This is a genomic window from Corynebacterium sp. NPDC104732 (assembly GCF_055583565.1).
In genome coordinates, this window is record NZ_JBVJNS010000015.1 from 36,142 (window position 1) to 50,647 (window position 14,506).

The following is a 14,506-nucleotide window of genomic DNA, read 5'->3' on the forward strand; positions in this document are numbered from 1 at the left end:
CATTTCAAACCTTCTCAGGCGAGGTCATACCGTTGCGCCCACCGCGTCAGCGCATGCCGGTTCGATTGCTGGGTCTTGCGCAGAATGTTCGAAGAGTGGGTCTCTACTGTCTTAATGGAGATAAACAGCTCGGCGGCGATTTCTTTGTAGGTGTAACCGCGGGCCAGCAAGCGCAATACTTCCAGCTCTCGGCGGGTCAGTGCGTCAACTAGCTCTGGCTGCTCGGCCGGTTCGTCTACTACACCTGCTCCCGCGTGCGCATCAGGGGTGGCAAAGGCATCGAGAACAAAACCTGCGAGGCGTGGCGAGAACACTGCGTCGCCTTCGTGGACTCGGCGGATGGCGTCGACAAGCTCGGCGCCGTTGATTGATTTGGTGACGTACCCGCGGGCGCCAGCGCGGATCACGGAAATCACGTCCTCAGCGGCATCGGATACGGATAACGCCAGGTAGCGCGGGGTGGGGGCGCCGGCGATCACTGCGAGGCCACCGCCGTCGGGCATGTGCACATCGAGGAGCACAACATCCGGATTTGTGCGTGAAATCCCCTCGACAGCCTCCGCTACGCTGCCTGCCTCGCCGACGATATCCACCTGCCCGGAAATCTCCGCGCGGACACCGGAGCGGAAGACGGAGTGATCATCAACAAGAAAGACACGTATCATGCCTCCGAGTCTACTGGCATCTGGATATGTATTTCAGTGCCTTCACCAGGCGCCGTCTTCACAAACACCTCACCCCCGGCGCGCTCCACGCGACCGCAAATGGAGTCTTGCAGTCCGTGCCGGGAAGGAGCTACCTGGGAAGGATCGAAGCCTACCCCGCGGTCCCGGACGAAAATCTCCACATCCCCAAAGACCTCGCAGTACACGTCGAGGTTCGTCACCTGTGCGTGCTTCGCCGCATTGACCATGGCTTCACGAGCCGCCAGCACGGCAGCTTGTGTTTCATCAGTGATCGGAGCGTCCCCCACCGTCACCGGGGCAATACGGATCCCGTACATATCTTCCACTTCGCCGGCTGCTAATTCCAGGGCTTGGGAGACGGTACTAGAAGAGGAGGTTTTGCCGTCGAAAAGCCACTGCCGTAGTTCGCGTTCCTGTCCCCGCGCCAACCGCGCGACCTCGGCGGAGTCTTCGGCGCGTTTCTGAATCAGGGCGAGCGTTTGCAGCACCGAATCGTGGATGCGGGACGCGATCTCGGCACGTTCTTCCGCTTTGGCTTTCTCATCGCGTTCCTCGGTGAGGCGCTGCCACATACGCAGCAGCAGCGGAATCGCCAGCACCGCGGCGCCTAACAGGGTTACCATCACCGCCACGATCGTCGCTACGAACAACGCAGGATCAGCCCAGTTCACCGCCACGACAAAAATTCCGAGCAGCACCAAGCTCATGCCCCCGAAAATAGAGACCGCATTCTTGGGTTGCGCGAGCGATTCCACTCCTTGGTCGTAGGCCCGCCACGCCACTAACGCACCAACGCCCACCACCAGCAGCGGGATCAACGAGGAACCCTCGAAGCCTGTCAGCACTGACAAGCTGAGCACCGCCGCTGCCATGCCCAGCACCACAATCCCGAGGTTGACGAGCCGCGGGATCTCCGTTTTGGTCGGCACTTCCGGTTCTTGTCCCACCGGGGACGGCTTCGTCAACATCCAGGTGCCCATATAAAATGCCAGCCCCATGCCACCAAGAAGACACGACACCAGCAGCACCAGGCGCACGGTCAGCACGTCAACATCAAGGTGGACAGCCAAACCAGACGCCACGCCGCCAACAACACGCTTCCGCGGGCGATAAAACTTGGGGTACATCATGACTGCTATCTTCGCACGCTTTTATCTTTTTGAAATCAGTGGAAACCCTGATGTTTTCTTCCTTGTTTTGCGGGATCATAAAAGTATGAATACACAGACTATTAATGCCATGTGGGAGACCCGCCCTGCCCGCATCCCTTCCAGCCAAGGGGGCAATGCAAAAATCGCCGGTGTCTGTGAAGGCATCGGTGTTCGCTACCAGATCGACCCGACGCTTATCCGCATCCTATTCGTAGCCGCTGGCTTGGCGGGAGGAGGGCTCGGCGTCTACCTGGTGGCATGGCTCATCATGCCACGCTTCTCGACGCAATATTCCCCCATCGAAGCCATGATTAAAAACCTCGGCGACGAATACAAAAAGGAAAAAGAAACCGGGTGGTGGCTCCTTATCGCCCTCGTTATTTTCGGGTTTAGCGCCACCAGCACGAGCGGTGATTTCCTCAGCGGAACTTCCCTTGTCTCATTAGGATTGGCGTTCGGCGCCTGGTATTTCCTACACACCAAACAACCAACGCCGCCGAAGGTTGATACCGCGTTGATTCACCCCGCACCTGGGTTTGAAATGCCTACCCCACCAGCGTGGGATCCGCTCGGCGCGGTCCCTTCGCTGTGGCATCTGCCAGAGCCCGGCGCAGCTACGCCGCCTCCCGCCCCGAAAAAGAAGTCGCACGGCTGGATATGGATCGCAGGCGCTGTGGTCATCCTGGGCTGCACGGCACTGGCCAGCATGTTTAGCGGCCGCATTGTGGACACCATGTCAGAGCCGGCCTCCGCGCTCATCGTCGTCAACTCCCCTGATGAATTGCAAGACTCTTACGATAACGGCATCGGCGATCTTAACCTGGATCTCAGCCAACTCGGTCCATTACCGAATGACCGCACCGTGAACGTCACCCACGATCTAGGCGACCTTGATCTCACGCTGCCTAAAGACGTTCCGGTGCAACTCCAGTGCCACACCAGCGTCAGCAAATACCGCGTCGGAGAGTCCAACTGCGTCTCTGGACTCTACAACCAAGGCGACGGCCACATGCTCACCGTCAACATCACCAGCGGTATCGGTGATGTCTACATCGGCTACTAACTCCAATCGCTGCACACCTTGGGCCCCGCACCGGCGGGGCCTTTTCGCGCTAGGGGGAGGCGTCGACAAGCATGCGTGGGCTCAAAAAGGTAACCCTGACGTTTTAAGTTCAGGGCTAAATCAGGACAAACCCCGATGTATTTAGGGTGCCTAAGCAGCCACAATAAAAGCATGACAACGACACAACCAGGGACAGAACAGTTTTCCCCAAGCTTTGAACAGATGTGGGCGCAGCGCCCACTGCGCCTCCCGAAAGACATCTACGGTGACGCGAAAATCGCCGGTGTCTGCGAAGGCATCTCCGCCCGCTACCAGGTAGACGTCACACTCGTCCGGATCTATTTTCTCTTGGCCGCGTTCTTCGGCGGTGGTGTGCTCGCCTACCTCATCGCCTGGCTGATCATGCGGCGCCCAGACTGCCAGCTCTCCCCCATCGAAGCCGCAATCAAACCAGGTGGTGGGCACGCCCCCGCAGAGCAGCGCCTCGGCTGGTGGCTCCTGGTAGCTGTCCTCGTATTGGGCCTGGGCACGGTAGGAACCAGCCTCATCGCGCTTATCGGCAGCTCCCCCTTCATCACCTTCGCCGTCACCTTCGGTGTCTGGTACCTCCTCCACAAGCGCGCCCCCATCGCCTAAGTTTTTCAGAAAGCAGGAATCATGAACAACGACAACAACGACCGCACTCCTCCATCTTGGGACCCACTTGGCGCAGCACCGTTTGCCTGGGACCTTCCGGACCCCAACGCCTCCACCTACGCAGCGAAAAGCAGCAACCCGCTCAAATGGGTCTTCCGTATCCTCATCGGCATCGCGCTGGCTTTCATCCTCGCCATCGCAGGAGTCGCCACAATCGGCGGCACCGTCCTGGCGGCCATGAACGACGACTATGTCAGCGGCGAACCAGCATTCGAAGACAGCAAAGAAGACCGTGACGTCTATGTTGCTAACGTCGGCAACCTGAAACGACACCATGAGTTCGGAGACAACGACGTCGACTTCGACCTGTCCAATGTGGGTCCACTCGATGAGAAGCGAACCGTCACTATCACCCACGGCTCCGGTGACCTCAACCTCACCTTGCCAGATGACACTCGTGTCCGAATCAGGCACAGCGACAAGACCGATCCGCTCGCTCAAGGCGAAGAGATCTACAACCTCGATGCCGACGGCAAAACCCTCACCGTCAAAGTCATCAGCAACGGTGGTGAACTGAACATCAACTAGTGGCCGCTCGCGGATAGCGATGTGTTTCGGCAAACAAATCGCTATCAAGTGAAAGCACAAACAAGCGCCCCGGGCACTGGCCACGGGGCGCTTATTCGAACGTTACTCCCACTCGATGGTTCCCGGAGGCTTGGAGGTGCAGTCCAGCACCACTCGGTTCACATCCGGGACTTCGTTGGTAATGCGGGTGGAAATTTTCTCCAGAACGTCGTAAGGCAGGCGGGTCCAGTCAGCGGTCATCGCGTCCTCGGAAGACACTGGGCGCAGCACGATTGGGTGGCCATAGGTGCGGCCGTCGCCTTGGACGCCGACGGAACGGACGTCGGCAAGCAGCACGACGGGGCACTGCCAAATTTCGTTGTCCAGGCCGGCTGCGGTGAGCTCGGTGCGGGCGATCAGGTCAGCGGCGCGCAGAGTTTGGAGGCGCTCTTCGGTGACTTCACCGATGATGCGAATGCCCAGGCCTGGGCCTGGGAACGGCTGGCGGTTCACGATTTCTTCTGGCAGGCCCAGCTCACGGCCGACGGCGCGGACCTCGTCCTTGAACAGCAGGCGCAGTGGCTCGACGAGTTCAAATTCGACGTCGTCAGGCAGGCCACCGACGTTGTGGTGGCTCTTGATGTTCGCGGTGCCGGCGCCGCCACCGGACTCGACGACGTCCGGGTACAGGGTGCCTTGCACCAGGTAGCCCACGTCCTGGCCTTCCAGCACCGAAGCGACGGCGCGCTCGAAGGAACGAATGAACTCCGCACCGATGGCCTTACGCTTGGCTTCCGGCTCGGTCACACCGGCGAGCTTGGAAAGGAACGCAGCGCGCTCATCCACAGTCACCAACCGCGCACCGGTTGCGGCCACGAAGTCCTTCTCCACCTGCTCGCGTTCGCCCGCGCGCAGCAGACCGTGGTCAACAAACACACAGGTCAGGCGGTCCCCGATGGCGCGCTGCACCAGGGCGGCAGCCACCGCAGAATCCACACCGCCGGACAGGCCACAGATCGCGCGCCCCTCTGGGCCAACCTGCTCCTTCACCGCGACGATGAGCTCCTCAGCAATGTTAGCCGGGGTCCAATCCTGCTCCAGGCCAGCGATCTCAGTGAGGAACTTGACCAGCACTTCTTGGCCATGTGGCGAGTGCATGACCTCTGGGTGGTACTGCACACCAGCCATCCGCTTTTCGACGCACTCAAACGCCGCAACCGGCGCACCAGCGGATTTCGCAGTGACAGTGAAACCTTCAGGGGCTTCATGCACGGCATCGCCGTGTGACATCCACACCTTGTGTGTCTGCTCGAAACCTGCGTGGAGGATACCACCGGTGACAGACATGTCGGTGCGCCCGTACTCACGGTTACCCGTGTTGGCGACAACGCCACCGAGGGCGTGAGTCATGGTTTGGAAGCCGTAGCAGATGCCAAAGACCGGCAGTCCGAGCTCGAACACGCCCGGGTCGATCTTCGGCGCGCCGTCCTCGTAGACGGAGGACGGTCCGCCGGACAGAATCAGCGCAGACGGGTTCTTAGCGGTAATTTCCTCAATGCTGGCCGTGTGTGGAACAACCTCAGAGTAGATCCGGGCTTCACGCACACGTCGCGCAATGAGCTGGGCATATTGGGCGCCGAAATCGACGACGAGTACTGGGCGATGTTGAGTCACACCTGCAGTTTAGCCCACGTGGACATGTGGACGCGACTACCCTGGGGCGAACCAAAAAGGCAGCCAACAGGAATGCTGGCTGCCTTGGTTAAAGCGAGGTGGGGTTAACGAACCCCGAGCGCTACCTTTTGGAAGCTCTTGAGATCCGTGTAACCACACTTGGCCAGTGCGCGACGCAAACCACCGACGAAGTTGAGGTGGCCGAATGCATCGGTAGATGGGCCGTGCAGCACAACCTCCAGGGATGGCGCAGGGGTGTCTTCCAGGTATTCTGCGGACACCACGCCTCGTGGGAACCGTGGGTGCGCGGCCACTGCTGGCCAGTAGTAACCCTTGCCGGCTGCTTCTGCGGCCTGCGAGAGTGGGGCGCCCAGCGCAACGGCGTCAGCGCCACAAGCAATGGCCTTCACGACGTCACCAGACGTTTCAATCTCACCATCCGCGATGATGTGCACGTAGCGACCACCCGTTTCATCCAGGTACTCACGTCGCGCGGCTGCGGCGTCGGCAATGGCAGTAGCCATCGGGGTTTCCAGCCCGAGGGCGGTGACGTTCGTGTTGTCACCGCCGCCGACGATAATTCCAGCAGCACCGGCACGCATGAGGTGCATCGCGGTAGTGTAGTCGCCCACGCCACCGGCGATTACCGGAACGTCCAGGTTGCCGATGAATTCCTTCAGGTTGAGGGGCTCGCCGTCGGCCTGCACATGCTCGGCGGAGATGAGCGTGCCCTGGATGATGAGCAGCTCAGCGCCTGCCTTCACGACGACCGGTGCCAGCTCACGACACCGCTGCGGCGACACTCGCACTGCCACCGTCGCACCCGAGGAACGCACTTCGGCGATCCGCTCAGACAGCAAGTCAGTGTCCAACGGCGCCGCGTGCAGCTCCTGCAATTTAGCGATTGCTTTGGAGTTGAGGATGTCGGTGGACAGCAGCTCGTCCTTCGCAGCTGTTACGACCTGATCGATGGCGCCTTCCAGGTCAGCGTGGCGTCCCCAGAGGCCTTCGGCGTTGATCACTCCGAGGCCACCCTGCTTGTCCATCTCGATGACGAACTCTGGCGTTGCCAAAGCATCGGTCGGGTGGGACATGAAAGGAATGTCGAAGGTGTACGCGTCGATGTGCCAGGTAGTGTCCACGTCCTTGGAGGAACGGGTGCGACGCGAAGGGATGATGGAAATGTCGTTCAGGCTGAAAGCGCGGCGCGCTTCACGGCCCATGCCAATTTCGACAATGTCTCGCACGATGAATCCTTAGCGCATGTAGTAGTTAGGTGCTTCGACAGTCATTTGAATGTCGTGTGGGTGGGACTCGCGCAGGCCAGCTGCGGTGATCTGGACGAAGCGGGCGTTTTGCAGCTCCTCCACGGTGGCGGAACCGGTGTAGCCCATAGCAGCGCGCAGACCGCCCACCAGCTGGTGGATGATCGAATCAATGTTGCCTCGGAACGGCACACGCCCTTCAATGCCTTCTGGCACCAGCTTCTCTTCGCTCTTCACATCTGCCTGGAAGTAACGGTCCTTGGAGTAGGAACGCTTCTCACCGGTCAGGCCACGGCCCTGCATAGCGCCGAGGGAGCCCATGCCACGGTACATCTTGTACTGCTTACCGTTGACCACGGTAATCTCGCCTGGGGCTTCTGCGGTGCCGGCCAGCATGGAGCCGAGCATCACGGTGGATGCGCCAGCTGCCAGTGCCTTGGCGATGTCGCCAGAGAACTGCATACCGCCGTCGGCGATGATCGGAACGCCTGCCTTCTTAGCAGCGGCAGCGGCCTCCATGATGGCGGTGATCTGCGGTGCGCCCACGCCGGCGACCACACGAGTGGTGCAGATGGAACCTGGACCAATACCGACCTTGATGGCGTCAGCGCCAGCGTCGATCATGGCCTGAGCGGCGCCACGGGTGGCGAGGTTACCGCCGATGATCTGGACTTTATCGCCGAATCCTTGCTTCACGCGGGCGACCATATCCAGGACGCCACGGTTGTGGGCGTGTGCGGTGTCGACGATGAGGACATCAACTCCGGCGTCGACAAGCGCGCCTGCCCGCGCCCAGGAATCCGGGCCGGTGCCGATGCCTGCACCCACGAGCAGACGACCGGAGGCATCCTTGGAGGAATCCGGGTACATCTCGGTCTTCACAAAGTCCTTGACGGTGATCAGGCCGACCAGTTTGCCTTGCTTATCGACGATCGGAAGCTTTTCTACCTTGTTTGCAGACAGCAGCCCCAGTGCTTCTTCCTTGGAGACACCTTCCTCAGCCACCACGAGCGGCATCGGGGTCATGACTTCAGCGACCTTGCGGTCCATGTTCGCTTCGAAACGCATATCGCGGTTGGTGCAGATACCCACCAGCTTGCCGGTCTCATCCACCACAGGGAGACCGGAAATGCGGTAGCGGGCGCACAGCGCGTCAACTTCACCGATGGTCATTTCTGGAGAACACGTGATCGGGTTGGTGACCATGCCGGACTCGGAGCGCTTCACGATCTCGACCTGCTCCGCCTGATCCTCGGTGGAAAGGTTACGGTGCAGCACACCCATACCGCCCTGGCGAGCCATGGCAATAGCCATGCGGGCCTCGGTGACGGTGTCCATGGCAGCGGACACGATTGGGGTCTTGAGTCGAACCTCACGAGTCAGTTGGCTGGAGGTGTCCACATCGGATGGAATAACGTTGGACTCATCCGGAATAAGCAGCACATCATCAAAGGTCAGGCCCACAAGGGCAACCTTATTTGGATCATCTCCACCGGTCGCTACGCGATTGTCAGTCATCTAGTCCTCCTCGAAGCAAGTAATTGCTTCCTAGAGTAGTGCGTTCCTGGCTTTTAGGTTAATTCACGGTAAGGTTTGCACTGTGAACTTTGAAGGAATGCCACTCGACCCTTTTGCGGACGATCCCAACGATCCCGCATCATTCCTCGAACCCGAGGATGATTTCCCGCCACTGACCATCGATGAACGCGCCCATGTCCTCGAAGACCTCACCCTGCTGGAAAAGTTCCAGGCAGCCCTGGAGCCCCGCGGCGTCCTCGGAATCTTCTTCTTCTGCGAAGACTGCGCCGAGCCACACTACTACAACTGGGAAATCATGAAGGACAACATGCGGTCCATCCTCAGTGGCCAGCAAAGCCCAGTGCACGAACCATCCGCAAACCCGGATGTGCAAGCGTATGTACCGTGGGACTATTGCCTCGGGTACCTGGATGGACTAGAAGCTAGATAGGTTCCCGGAATTTAGCGTACCGATGGGATTTTGAAGCCACGGATCGTCCCATCCGTACGCTAAATCTCCGCTCTGGCCACACGAAAAAGCCTCGCATCACTGCGAGGCTTTTGGCTTTTAGTGCTTTGGCGTAGGGGTAACTGACGGGGAGGTAACTCCATCAGTGGGGTGCGTCGGCTCCGGCGTCGGCGTCGGCGTACCCGTAGCTACTGGTGGCACCACGGTGACTGTCACCGTTTCGGTTTCCGTAATGAAGATTGGCGATGCCGGTACGGTGGGTTCCTTGGTAGTCGTTTCTGTAGAGGTGGAGACGGACGTTTCTACGGTAGTGGTGGATACCGATTCCGTTACCGTTGTCGGCACCTCAACGATGCGGGCTTCGAGGGCCTGGATGGCGCGCTGCGTCGATTCGCGGTCCTGCGCGTTGACAGCATCCGCCAAGACACGGGCTTGCTCCAGTACTTCCATAGCGCCGGTTACGTCACCCTCGGAATGACGCTTGTCTACTTCTTCCAGGGCGCTCGCCAGATCAACTACAGCAGCGTGTTCTCCAAAGACAGCGGTTTTGGTTCCCCAGAGTGGAGAACCAGGGCTGGCGTTGTACACGGCACCACCAGTGCCCGCAATGAGCATCGTTGCGGCGGCAGCCCCCACGAGACCAGACATCCATGGGCTGACACGACGACGGCGGTGCGCGTCCAACGATGCAACTGCTGGGTTTTCCTCGGGGAGCAAATCGTCCAGGCTTGGTGCCGGGGGCATTGGTGCCGTGACCTCATGATGCAGTGTCAGCATCAGCTCCGCCAACGGATCAGTGCCGCCGGTCGGATCTACGCCGCGCGAAAGGTCATCGAGGAAAGCGTCAGTACCGAACAGCTCTTCGAACTGCTCGGCTGCGCCTCTCTCGTCACGACGATCGGTCATTTAATGTTCCTGCCCATCCATTTGCTTCCGAAGCGAGGCAAGAGCTCGGTGTTGAGCTACTCGGACCGCACCCGGAGTACTACCTATAATTTCGGCAGTTTCTTCTGCCGAAAGGCCCACGAACACACGTAGAGTAATGATTTCGCGTGCCCTCTCATTTAATGAATCGAGAAGTAGCCTCACTCTGTTACTACCGTCGCTGACCAGGGCAAACTCTTCTGGAGTTTCGTGTTCTAGCGCAGAATCAGGAATCTCATCTGTGGGGTTGGACAGGTCTTTCGCAAAGCTGCGGTGAGCATCAGCCACTTTATTGGAGGCGATACCGTACACGAAGGCCATGAATGGGCGACCACGGTCAACGTAGTTGCCAATTGAGGTAGCCACTGCCAGGAGAACTTCTTGCGTGACGTCCTCGGCAGTGGGATGCTTTCCACCACCTACGCGAGCGCGGGTGTACCTCAGAATCAATGGGTGGATGAGGGTGATGACCTGTTGAAGCGCACGGCGATCACCGTCAGCAGCCAATGGAACAAGCTCCACTAGCTGAGCTTCTAAGTCATTCACGTCTTAAACCTTCCCAGCCTGATCGTCGGCCCCCTTTCGGACTATAGCCCAACGCTATATTTTTACCCATTTGCGTGAAGCAGCTGGTTTTTCCACGCCATCCGTAAGCAGATTGTAATGAACGTATCATCCGCAGAAAAAGTTCATCTACAGTTAATCTACCCCGATTTGCGCAGCTAGATACAGTTTTCCTCCCCTAACAAAGCATCAAGTTAACCCGTGCTCATCTTTTCCGACACGCTTTGTTTACCCAAGGAATTAAAGATCACTGTCGTAGTTAATGTTTGCCGCTCACAGGAGGATCGAGCATGCCACAGCCTAGCCAACTTCCAGGCCCGAACGCAGACTTTTGGGATTGGCAGCTTCACGGCGCATGTCGAGGCGAAGACTCTGCAGTTTTCTTCCACCCAGACGGGGAACGCGGACGGGCCCGAACCCAACGCGAAAACCGCGCCAAAGCGATTTGCCGCGAGTGCCCCGTGCTCACCCAGTGCCGTCACCACGCCCTAGAGGTGGCCGAGCCGTACGGCATCTGGGGTGGCCTCAGTGAGTCGGAACGCGACCTCCTCCTCCGCCCACGTCGCAGCAACCGTCGCATGGTGGTTTAATCCCTTCTGTGCCTCTGCTTTTAGAACCCGCTCTCAGGGCGCCTTGTGCGAATCCCCTATTTTTGGGATAGTCGCTACATCTAGCCTGCAGTTTCCATGCTCCGGGGGGATTGTCGCCGGGTGTCAGAGATGTGTGATCACGGCTAATAGGGAGATCCCCTTCACCCCTAAACAGTGGGGCTTTTCACGCACAAACCATACTGGCACGCTTTCCAGGCTTTCAGGCTCGGCGTTCTGACGATATTGGGTTGACGATGATCCCTCGATACCACCCTTTTTCACTAACGTGACCTGCAATTATCGTCAATCCAATATCAGCACAAGCACAAAACCCACAAAAGGCCTTGGTAACGCTCAAGATCCACACATGCTGTCACCTGTGACCACTACGAGAGTACGGACATATTGCTAGCAGTCCGCTCCCCTCTCTTCGCAAAAATTTCTGAAATTGCCAACCAGAACGCTCCCGTTACTTTATGTTTACTTACAGGCAACACTCACAAAGTTGCCACATTTACCACTGCCAGTGATTACCTATTGTCAAGGACCAGCAATGACATGCAGACTAAAAAAAACTCGGGGCCACACTAGCCGTGCTCGCAACCGTTTGCTTTAACCCCATCCCCGCTTCAGCGCAGGAAACAGACCTCACCACACAGCTAGACGCGTTCGACCCGGCCACAGCAGACCCGGTCATGCCAACAACAAGTCTCGATGAACTGCGCCATCCATCCGAAAGAGACATCTACGATGTTGACACCACAGGCTGGGACTTTAACGAACCCGGCGTCAATAAAAACAACATCGACAACCACTACTACGAACAGCTACTCCCCACCGACCTCGGTGAGCCACAACCCCAGATCATTGACGGACAGATGCGCTCCGACCGCATCACCCTGCCGGACACCGTCACCAAACACGAAGCCGACCAAGCCGAAGTAATGGAAGCCAAAGAGCAGCAACCCCAGCTGCGGGCCATGACAGCAGATAACTGCCGCACCTACTGGCCCCGCCCCCACCAAGTCTGCGGCGCCATTAAAGCCAAATACGAATCCCTCGCCGTCGCCTGGGCAGGACAAACACCCCTCTCCTTCCTGGGGCTACCCAAATCTGGGGAACTAACCAACCCTGACGGGGTGGGCAAACGCACCGAATTCGACAACGGATTTATTTACTGGCACCCCGATACCGGAGCATGGTCAGTTACCACCCACAACTCCATCGTCTGGGCACGCAACGGCTGGGAACAAGGACGCCTCGGCTACCCCACCTCCGATGAGATCGGTACCGGCGACGGGGTCGGACGCAAGCAAATGTTCCAAAAAGGTCGTATCTACACGTCCCTGTCCGGCGTGGTGTCTATTGAAGGCAAGATCTTAGAAAAGTGGATCGAAACGGGTGAAGAAAAAGGGCCCCTCGGTTACCCAGCCACCGATGAAGAGGGCACCCCTGACGGTGTCGGCCGGTTCAACCGCTTCGCGCTTGGCATGATCTACTGGCACCCTAAGCACGGAGCACATTGGCTTAATCCATTGGTTTCTGCGGTATGGGGAAAGCATGGTTGGGAACGTTCCCGCTGGGGATATCCAGTCGAAGATTCTCAGCCGCTTCCAACAGGTAACGGAATTCAACATTTTGAGCACGGAGAATTCGACTTGTTCGCCGAGATTAGCTCACTTGGAAGCCGAAATATCAATGGAAAGGAAGTCAGCAATTTAATCCCTGACCAGATGGTTACTACCGAGCCTCATGCCGGGACAGTGAGCATACGTCCGTTTGTGACAGAAGATTCGCTTCCGTTCCCAGATAACCCAAATGTTGGAGGCGTCACGATTCCTGAGGAATACGAGTATCACAACACCAATGGATTAGATGATTTTTGTACTTCCTCACCGGATGCTTGGAATATGGCAGGGGTATCCGTCAGCTTTCGGGGTGCGTGCGCGCGTCATGATATGTGCTATCTCGAAGTTAAAAATGGATTTCGTTCCGATTCCCCCGACGCAATCTACGCGCCTGAACGTCGCGAAAGAATGCGCAAGTGCGATGCAATGTTTCATATGAATATGATGACTGTGTGTAAAAACGAGACACTACAGTACCCATGGGCCGCGCCACTATGCCGCGATGTCGCAAGAACTTACTGGGGAGCCGTAGTGGCAAAGCATCATGAAAACTACTTTGGAATTGTGGGTAAATAGTTGTTCAAGAAGATTTGCATAGCACTGATCTTGTTTTCCGCATCGTTCTCAGTCTTAGGATGCGGAAACGCCGTAGACACCAAGCTTATTGGGCAAGCAGCAATTCAAAAAGTGGATGACACATCCATAAAAGTGCTAGTCAATCCATGCGGTGCACCAATGACCGACGTGTTCATTCACAACATCCGACCTGAATCAAAAACGCCACAACGTATCGAAAAGTTCTCAAAGGACATCCGATTTGAAGCTCCCAAGTCGGAAGAATTCGAGTTGATCTTTCCACTCGACCCCAATTCCCCGGAAAGTCTCGAAATATTCACCCAAGATATGGGAGAGATTAGCATTTATACTGTTGCTAGAGGAAAAGATACCAGAAGTGCCGGAGTTTATGCCACGCGAGATGAGATCCTGAACCTCAAAGAGGGAGAATTGATCATTGGAAAACACAAGATTTCCAATTACGAGAAATTCAGCAAATGTGAAGAGATGTTCAAGGATAGTTGGTTTTGACCAACGAAAGGGGGTTAAGTAACAAAAAGTGTGTCCGGTCGGGGTGTTGTCGGCCGGACACACTTGTGTCTTGAGTCGATGGTTCCTTTGCGTATTCCGATGTTGTGGTTGTATTCGGTTGGGATAGCGTTGTCGCAAGAGCGCCGGCCGACCTGTTTCCTGGTTGGCGTGGCTTTCGTTTGGTTGGGTCAAGACAGTAACTTTGGCGAGTGCGTCTTGACCGAAGCGTTACTGCCTGGCGACTTCTATTGGATCGTCAGGCAGTTGCGTTTTCGAATACAGCCACCAATCGATCGCGGTGCGTTGATGTTCTTTGCCCATTCCTCGGTGCGTGCGGGCTAGGAGCTTCAGGGGCGAGTTGATGCCACCTTCAAGGCTGTTTGTTGTGGATTTGGGGGTTCCTATGAAACCGTCTGGGGCGTCCAGCCATGCGAACAGCCAGCCTTGCCGGTACAAGTGTGTAAGCGAATTCAAAGCCTTGCGATCGCGTAGATCAGTCCATTCCCTAGAGTTTTCCTTATCAGCTGCTGGCCGGGTTTGTACCTGGTCTTTTCATCGAGAAACGGCTTGAAGACTTGCTCTGTTTCCTGTGAGGTTACCCTCGAGTAGTGGACACCCAATTAGTACGGATGTTGTGTCCGTAGGAGAGGATGTTCATTATGAGTCAGCAACGCAAGAGGTTTAC

At 57.4% G+C, this 14,506-nt stretch carries 14 protein-coding genes and 1 pseudogene; 7 read left to right on the forward strand and 8 right to left on the reverse strand.

Annotation, left to right across the window (positions count from 1 at the left end; all coding sequences use genetic code 11):
- Positions 1–14: 14 nt before the first annotated feature.
- Together ACZ6ZO_RS10330 and ACZ6ZO_RS10335 are read right to left on the reverse strand one after the other, a co-directional pair.
- Positions 15–662 carry a LuxR C-terminal-related transcriptional regulator gene (locus ACZ6ZO_RS10330; protein WP_182387358.1) on the reverse strand — a complete coding sequence of 216 codons (648 nt, stop codon included), beginning with the start codon at positions 660–662 and terminating at the stop codon, positions 15–17.
- Positions 662–1,816 (reverse strand): ATP-binding protein, encoded by a 1,155-nt coding sequence (locus ACZ6ZO_RS10335; protein ID WP_182386875.1) that lies wholly within the window; start codon positions 1,814–1,816, stop codon positions 662–664. Before ACZ6ZO_RS10335 ends, ACZ6ZO_RS10330 begins: the two co-directional genes overlap by 1 nt.
- Positions 1,817–1,901: 85 nt before the next feature.
- Here ACZ6ZO_RS10335 and ACZ6ZO_RS10340 point away from each other — a divergent pair, with 85 nt between their 5' ends.
- The 3 genes from ACZ6ZO_RS10340 (at position 1,902) to ACZ6ZO_RS10350 (ending at position 4,124) form a co-directional block, all read left to right on the forward strand.
- Positions 1,902–2,900, forward strand: a complete 999-nt coding sequence (locus ACZ6ZO_RS10340; RefSeq protein WP_465292443.1) for a PspC domain-containing protein — start codon at positions 1,902–1,904, stop codon at positions 2,898–2,900.
- Between the two features lie 171 nt (positions 2,901–3,071).
- Entirely contained in the window at positions 3,072–3,536 is a 465-nt protein-coding gene (locus tag ACZ6ZO_RS10345; protein ID WP_465292445.1) for a PspC domain-containing protein, read from the forward strand.
- Positions 3,537–3,557: 21 nt separating this feature from the next.
- Positions 3,558–4,124: a hypothetical protein gene (locus ACZ6ZO_RS10350; RefSeq protein WP_465292447.1), complete on the forward strand. Its 567-nt coding sequence runs from the start codon at positions 3,558–3,560 to the stop codon at positions 4,122–4,124.
- A 102-nt stretch (positions 4,125–4,226) separates the two neighbouring features.
- Here ACZ6ZO_RS10350 and guaA read toward each other — a convergent pair whose 3' ends face one another.
- The 3 genes from guaA to guaB form a co-directional block, all read right to left on the reverse strand.
- On the reverse strand, positions 4,227–5,777 hold the full coding sequence (guaA, locus tag ACZ6ZO_RS10355) for a glutamine-hydrolyzing GMP synthase (protein WP_182386879.1): 1,551 nt from the start codon (positions 5,775–5,777) through the stop codon (positions 4,227–4,229).
- 104 nt (positions 5,778–5,881) lie between these two features.
- The gene (locus ACZ6ZO_RS10360) at positions 5,882–7,024 is read right to left on the reverse strand and encodes a GuaB3 family IMP dehydrogenase-related protein (RefSeq protein WP_182386880.1); all 1,143 of its coding nucleotides are present in this window, start codon (positions 7,022–7,024) and stop codon (positions 5,882–5,884) included.
- Between the two features lie 9 nt (positions 7,025–7,033).
- Complete coding sequence (gene guaB / locus ACZ6ZO_RS10365) at positions 7,034–8,560, reverse strand: IMP dehydrogenase (protein ID WP_182386881.1); 1,527 nt, start codon at positions 8,558–8,560, stop codon at positions 7,034–7,036.
- An 82-nt stretch (positions 8,561–8,642) separates the two neighbouring features.
- Between guaB and ACZ6ZO_RS10370 the strand changes: the two genes are divergently transcribed.
- Positions 8,643–9,011, forward strand: coding sequence for a DUF5319 domain-containing protein (locus ACZ6ZO_RS10370; protein ID WP_182386882.1), 369 nt, complete (start codon positions 8,643–8,645; stop codon positions 9,009–9,011).
- A gap of 117 nt (positions 9,012–9,128) precedes the next feature.
- Here the strand turns inward: ACZ6ZO_RS10370 and ACZ6ZO_RS10375 are convergent, their stop codons facing one another.
- Both ACZ6ZO_RS10375 and ACZ6ZO_RS10380 read right to left on the reverse strand, forming a co-directional pair.
- On the reverse strand, positions 9,129–9,935 hold the full coding sequence (locus tag ACZ6ZO_RS10375; protein WP_465292451.1) for a hypothetical protein: 807 nt from the start codon (positions 9,933–9,935) through the stop codon (positions 9,129–9,131).
- Positions 9,936–10,499 carry a sigma-70 family RNA polymerase sigma factor gene (locus ACZ6ZO_RS10380; protein WP_465292453.1) on the reverse strand — a complete coding sequence of 188 codons (564 nt, stop codon included), beginning with the start codon at positions 10,497–10,499 and terminating at the stop codon, positions 9,936–9,938.
- A 308-nt stretch (positions 10,500–10,807) separates the two neighbouring features.
- On the opposite strand from ACZ6ZO_RS10380, the gene ACZ6ZO_RS10385 reads away from it, so the two are divergent.
- The 3 genes from ACZ6ZO_RS10385 (at position 10,808) to ACZ6ZO_RS10395 (ending at position 13,821) form a co-directional block, all read left to right on the forward strand.
- Positions 10,808–11,107, forward strand: coding sequence for a WhiB family transcriptional regulator (locus ACZ6ZO_RS10385; protein ID WP_465292455.1), 300 nt, complete (start codon positions 10,808–10,810; stop codon positions 11,105–11,107).
- Positions 11,108–11,700: 593 nt separating this feature from the next.
- Positions 11,701–13,311 carry a hypothetical protein gene (locus ACZ6ZO_RS10390; RefSeq protein ID WP_465292457.1) on the forward strand — a complete coding sequence of 537 codons (1,611 nt, stop codon included), beginning with the start codon at positions 11,701–11,703 and terminating at the stop codon, positions 13,309–13,311.
- Positions 13,312–13,821, forward strand: coding sequence for a hypothetical protein (locus ACZ6ZO_RS10395; protein ID WP_465292459.1), 510 nt, complete (start codon positions 13,312–13,314; stop codon positions 13,819–13,821).
- Positions 13,822–13,898: 77 nt separating this feature from the next.
- Here the strand turns inward: ACZ6ZO_RS10395 and ACZ6ZO_RS10400 are convergent.
- Positions 13,899–14,322, reverse strand: a pseudogene (locus ACZ6ZO_RS10400) (IS256 family transposase); the annotation flags it as partial.
- Positions 14,323–14,506: the final 184 nt, after the last annotated feature.

What these genes read in the sequence shown, in the direction of transcription:
- ACZ6ZO_RS10335 (WP_182386875.1), bottom strand. Translation starts at nt 1,816, where the DNA reads ATGATGTACCCCAAGTTTTATCGCCCGCGGAAGCGTGTTGTTGGCGGC.
- ACZ6ZO_RS10340 (WP_465292443.1), top strand. Translation starts at nt 1,902, where the DNA reads ATGAATACACAGACTATTAATGCCATGTGGGAGACCCGCCCTGCCCGC.
- ACZ6ZO_RS10345 (WP_465292445.1), top strand. Translation starts at nt 3,072, where the DNA reads ATGACAACGACACAACCAGGGACAGAACAGTTTTCCCCAAGCTTTGAA.
- ACZ6ZO_RS10350 (WP_465292447.1), top strand. Translation starts at nt 3,558, where the DNA reads ATGAACAACGACAACAACGACCGCACTCCTCCATCTTGGGACCCACTT.
- guaB (WP_182386881.1), bottom strand. Translation starts at nt 8,560, where the DNA reads ATGACTGACAATCGCGTAGCGACCGGTGGAGATGATCCAAATAAGGTT.
- ACZ6ZO_RS10375 (WP_465292451.1), bottom strand. Translation starts at nt 9,935, where the DNA reads ATGACCGATCGTCGTGACGAGAGAGGCGCAGCCGAGCAGTTCGAAGAG.
- ACZ6ZO_RS10385 (WP_465292455.1), top strand. Translation starts at nt 10,808, where the DNA reads ATGCCACAGCCTAGCCAACTTCCAGGCCCGAACGCAGACTTTTGGGAT.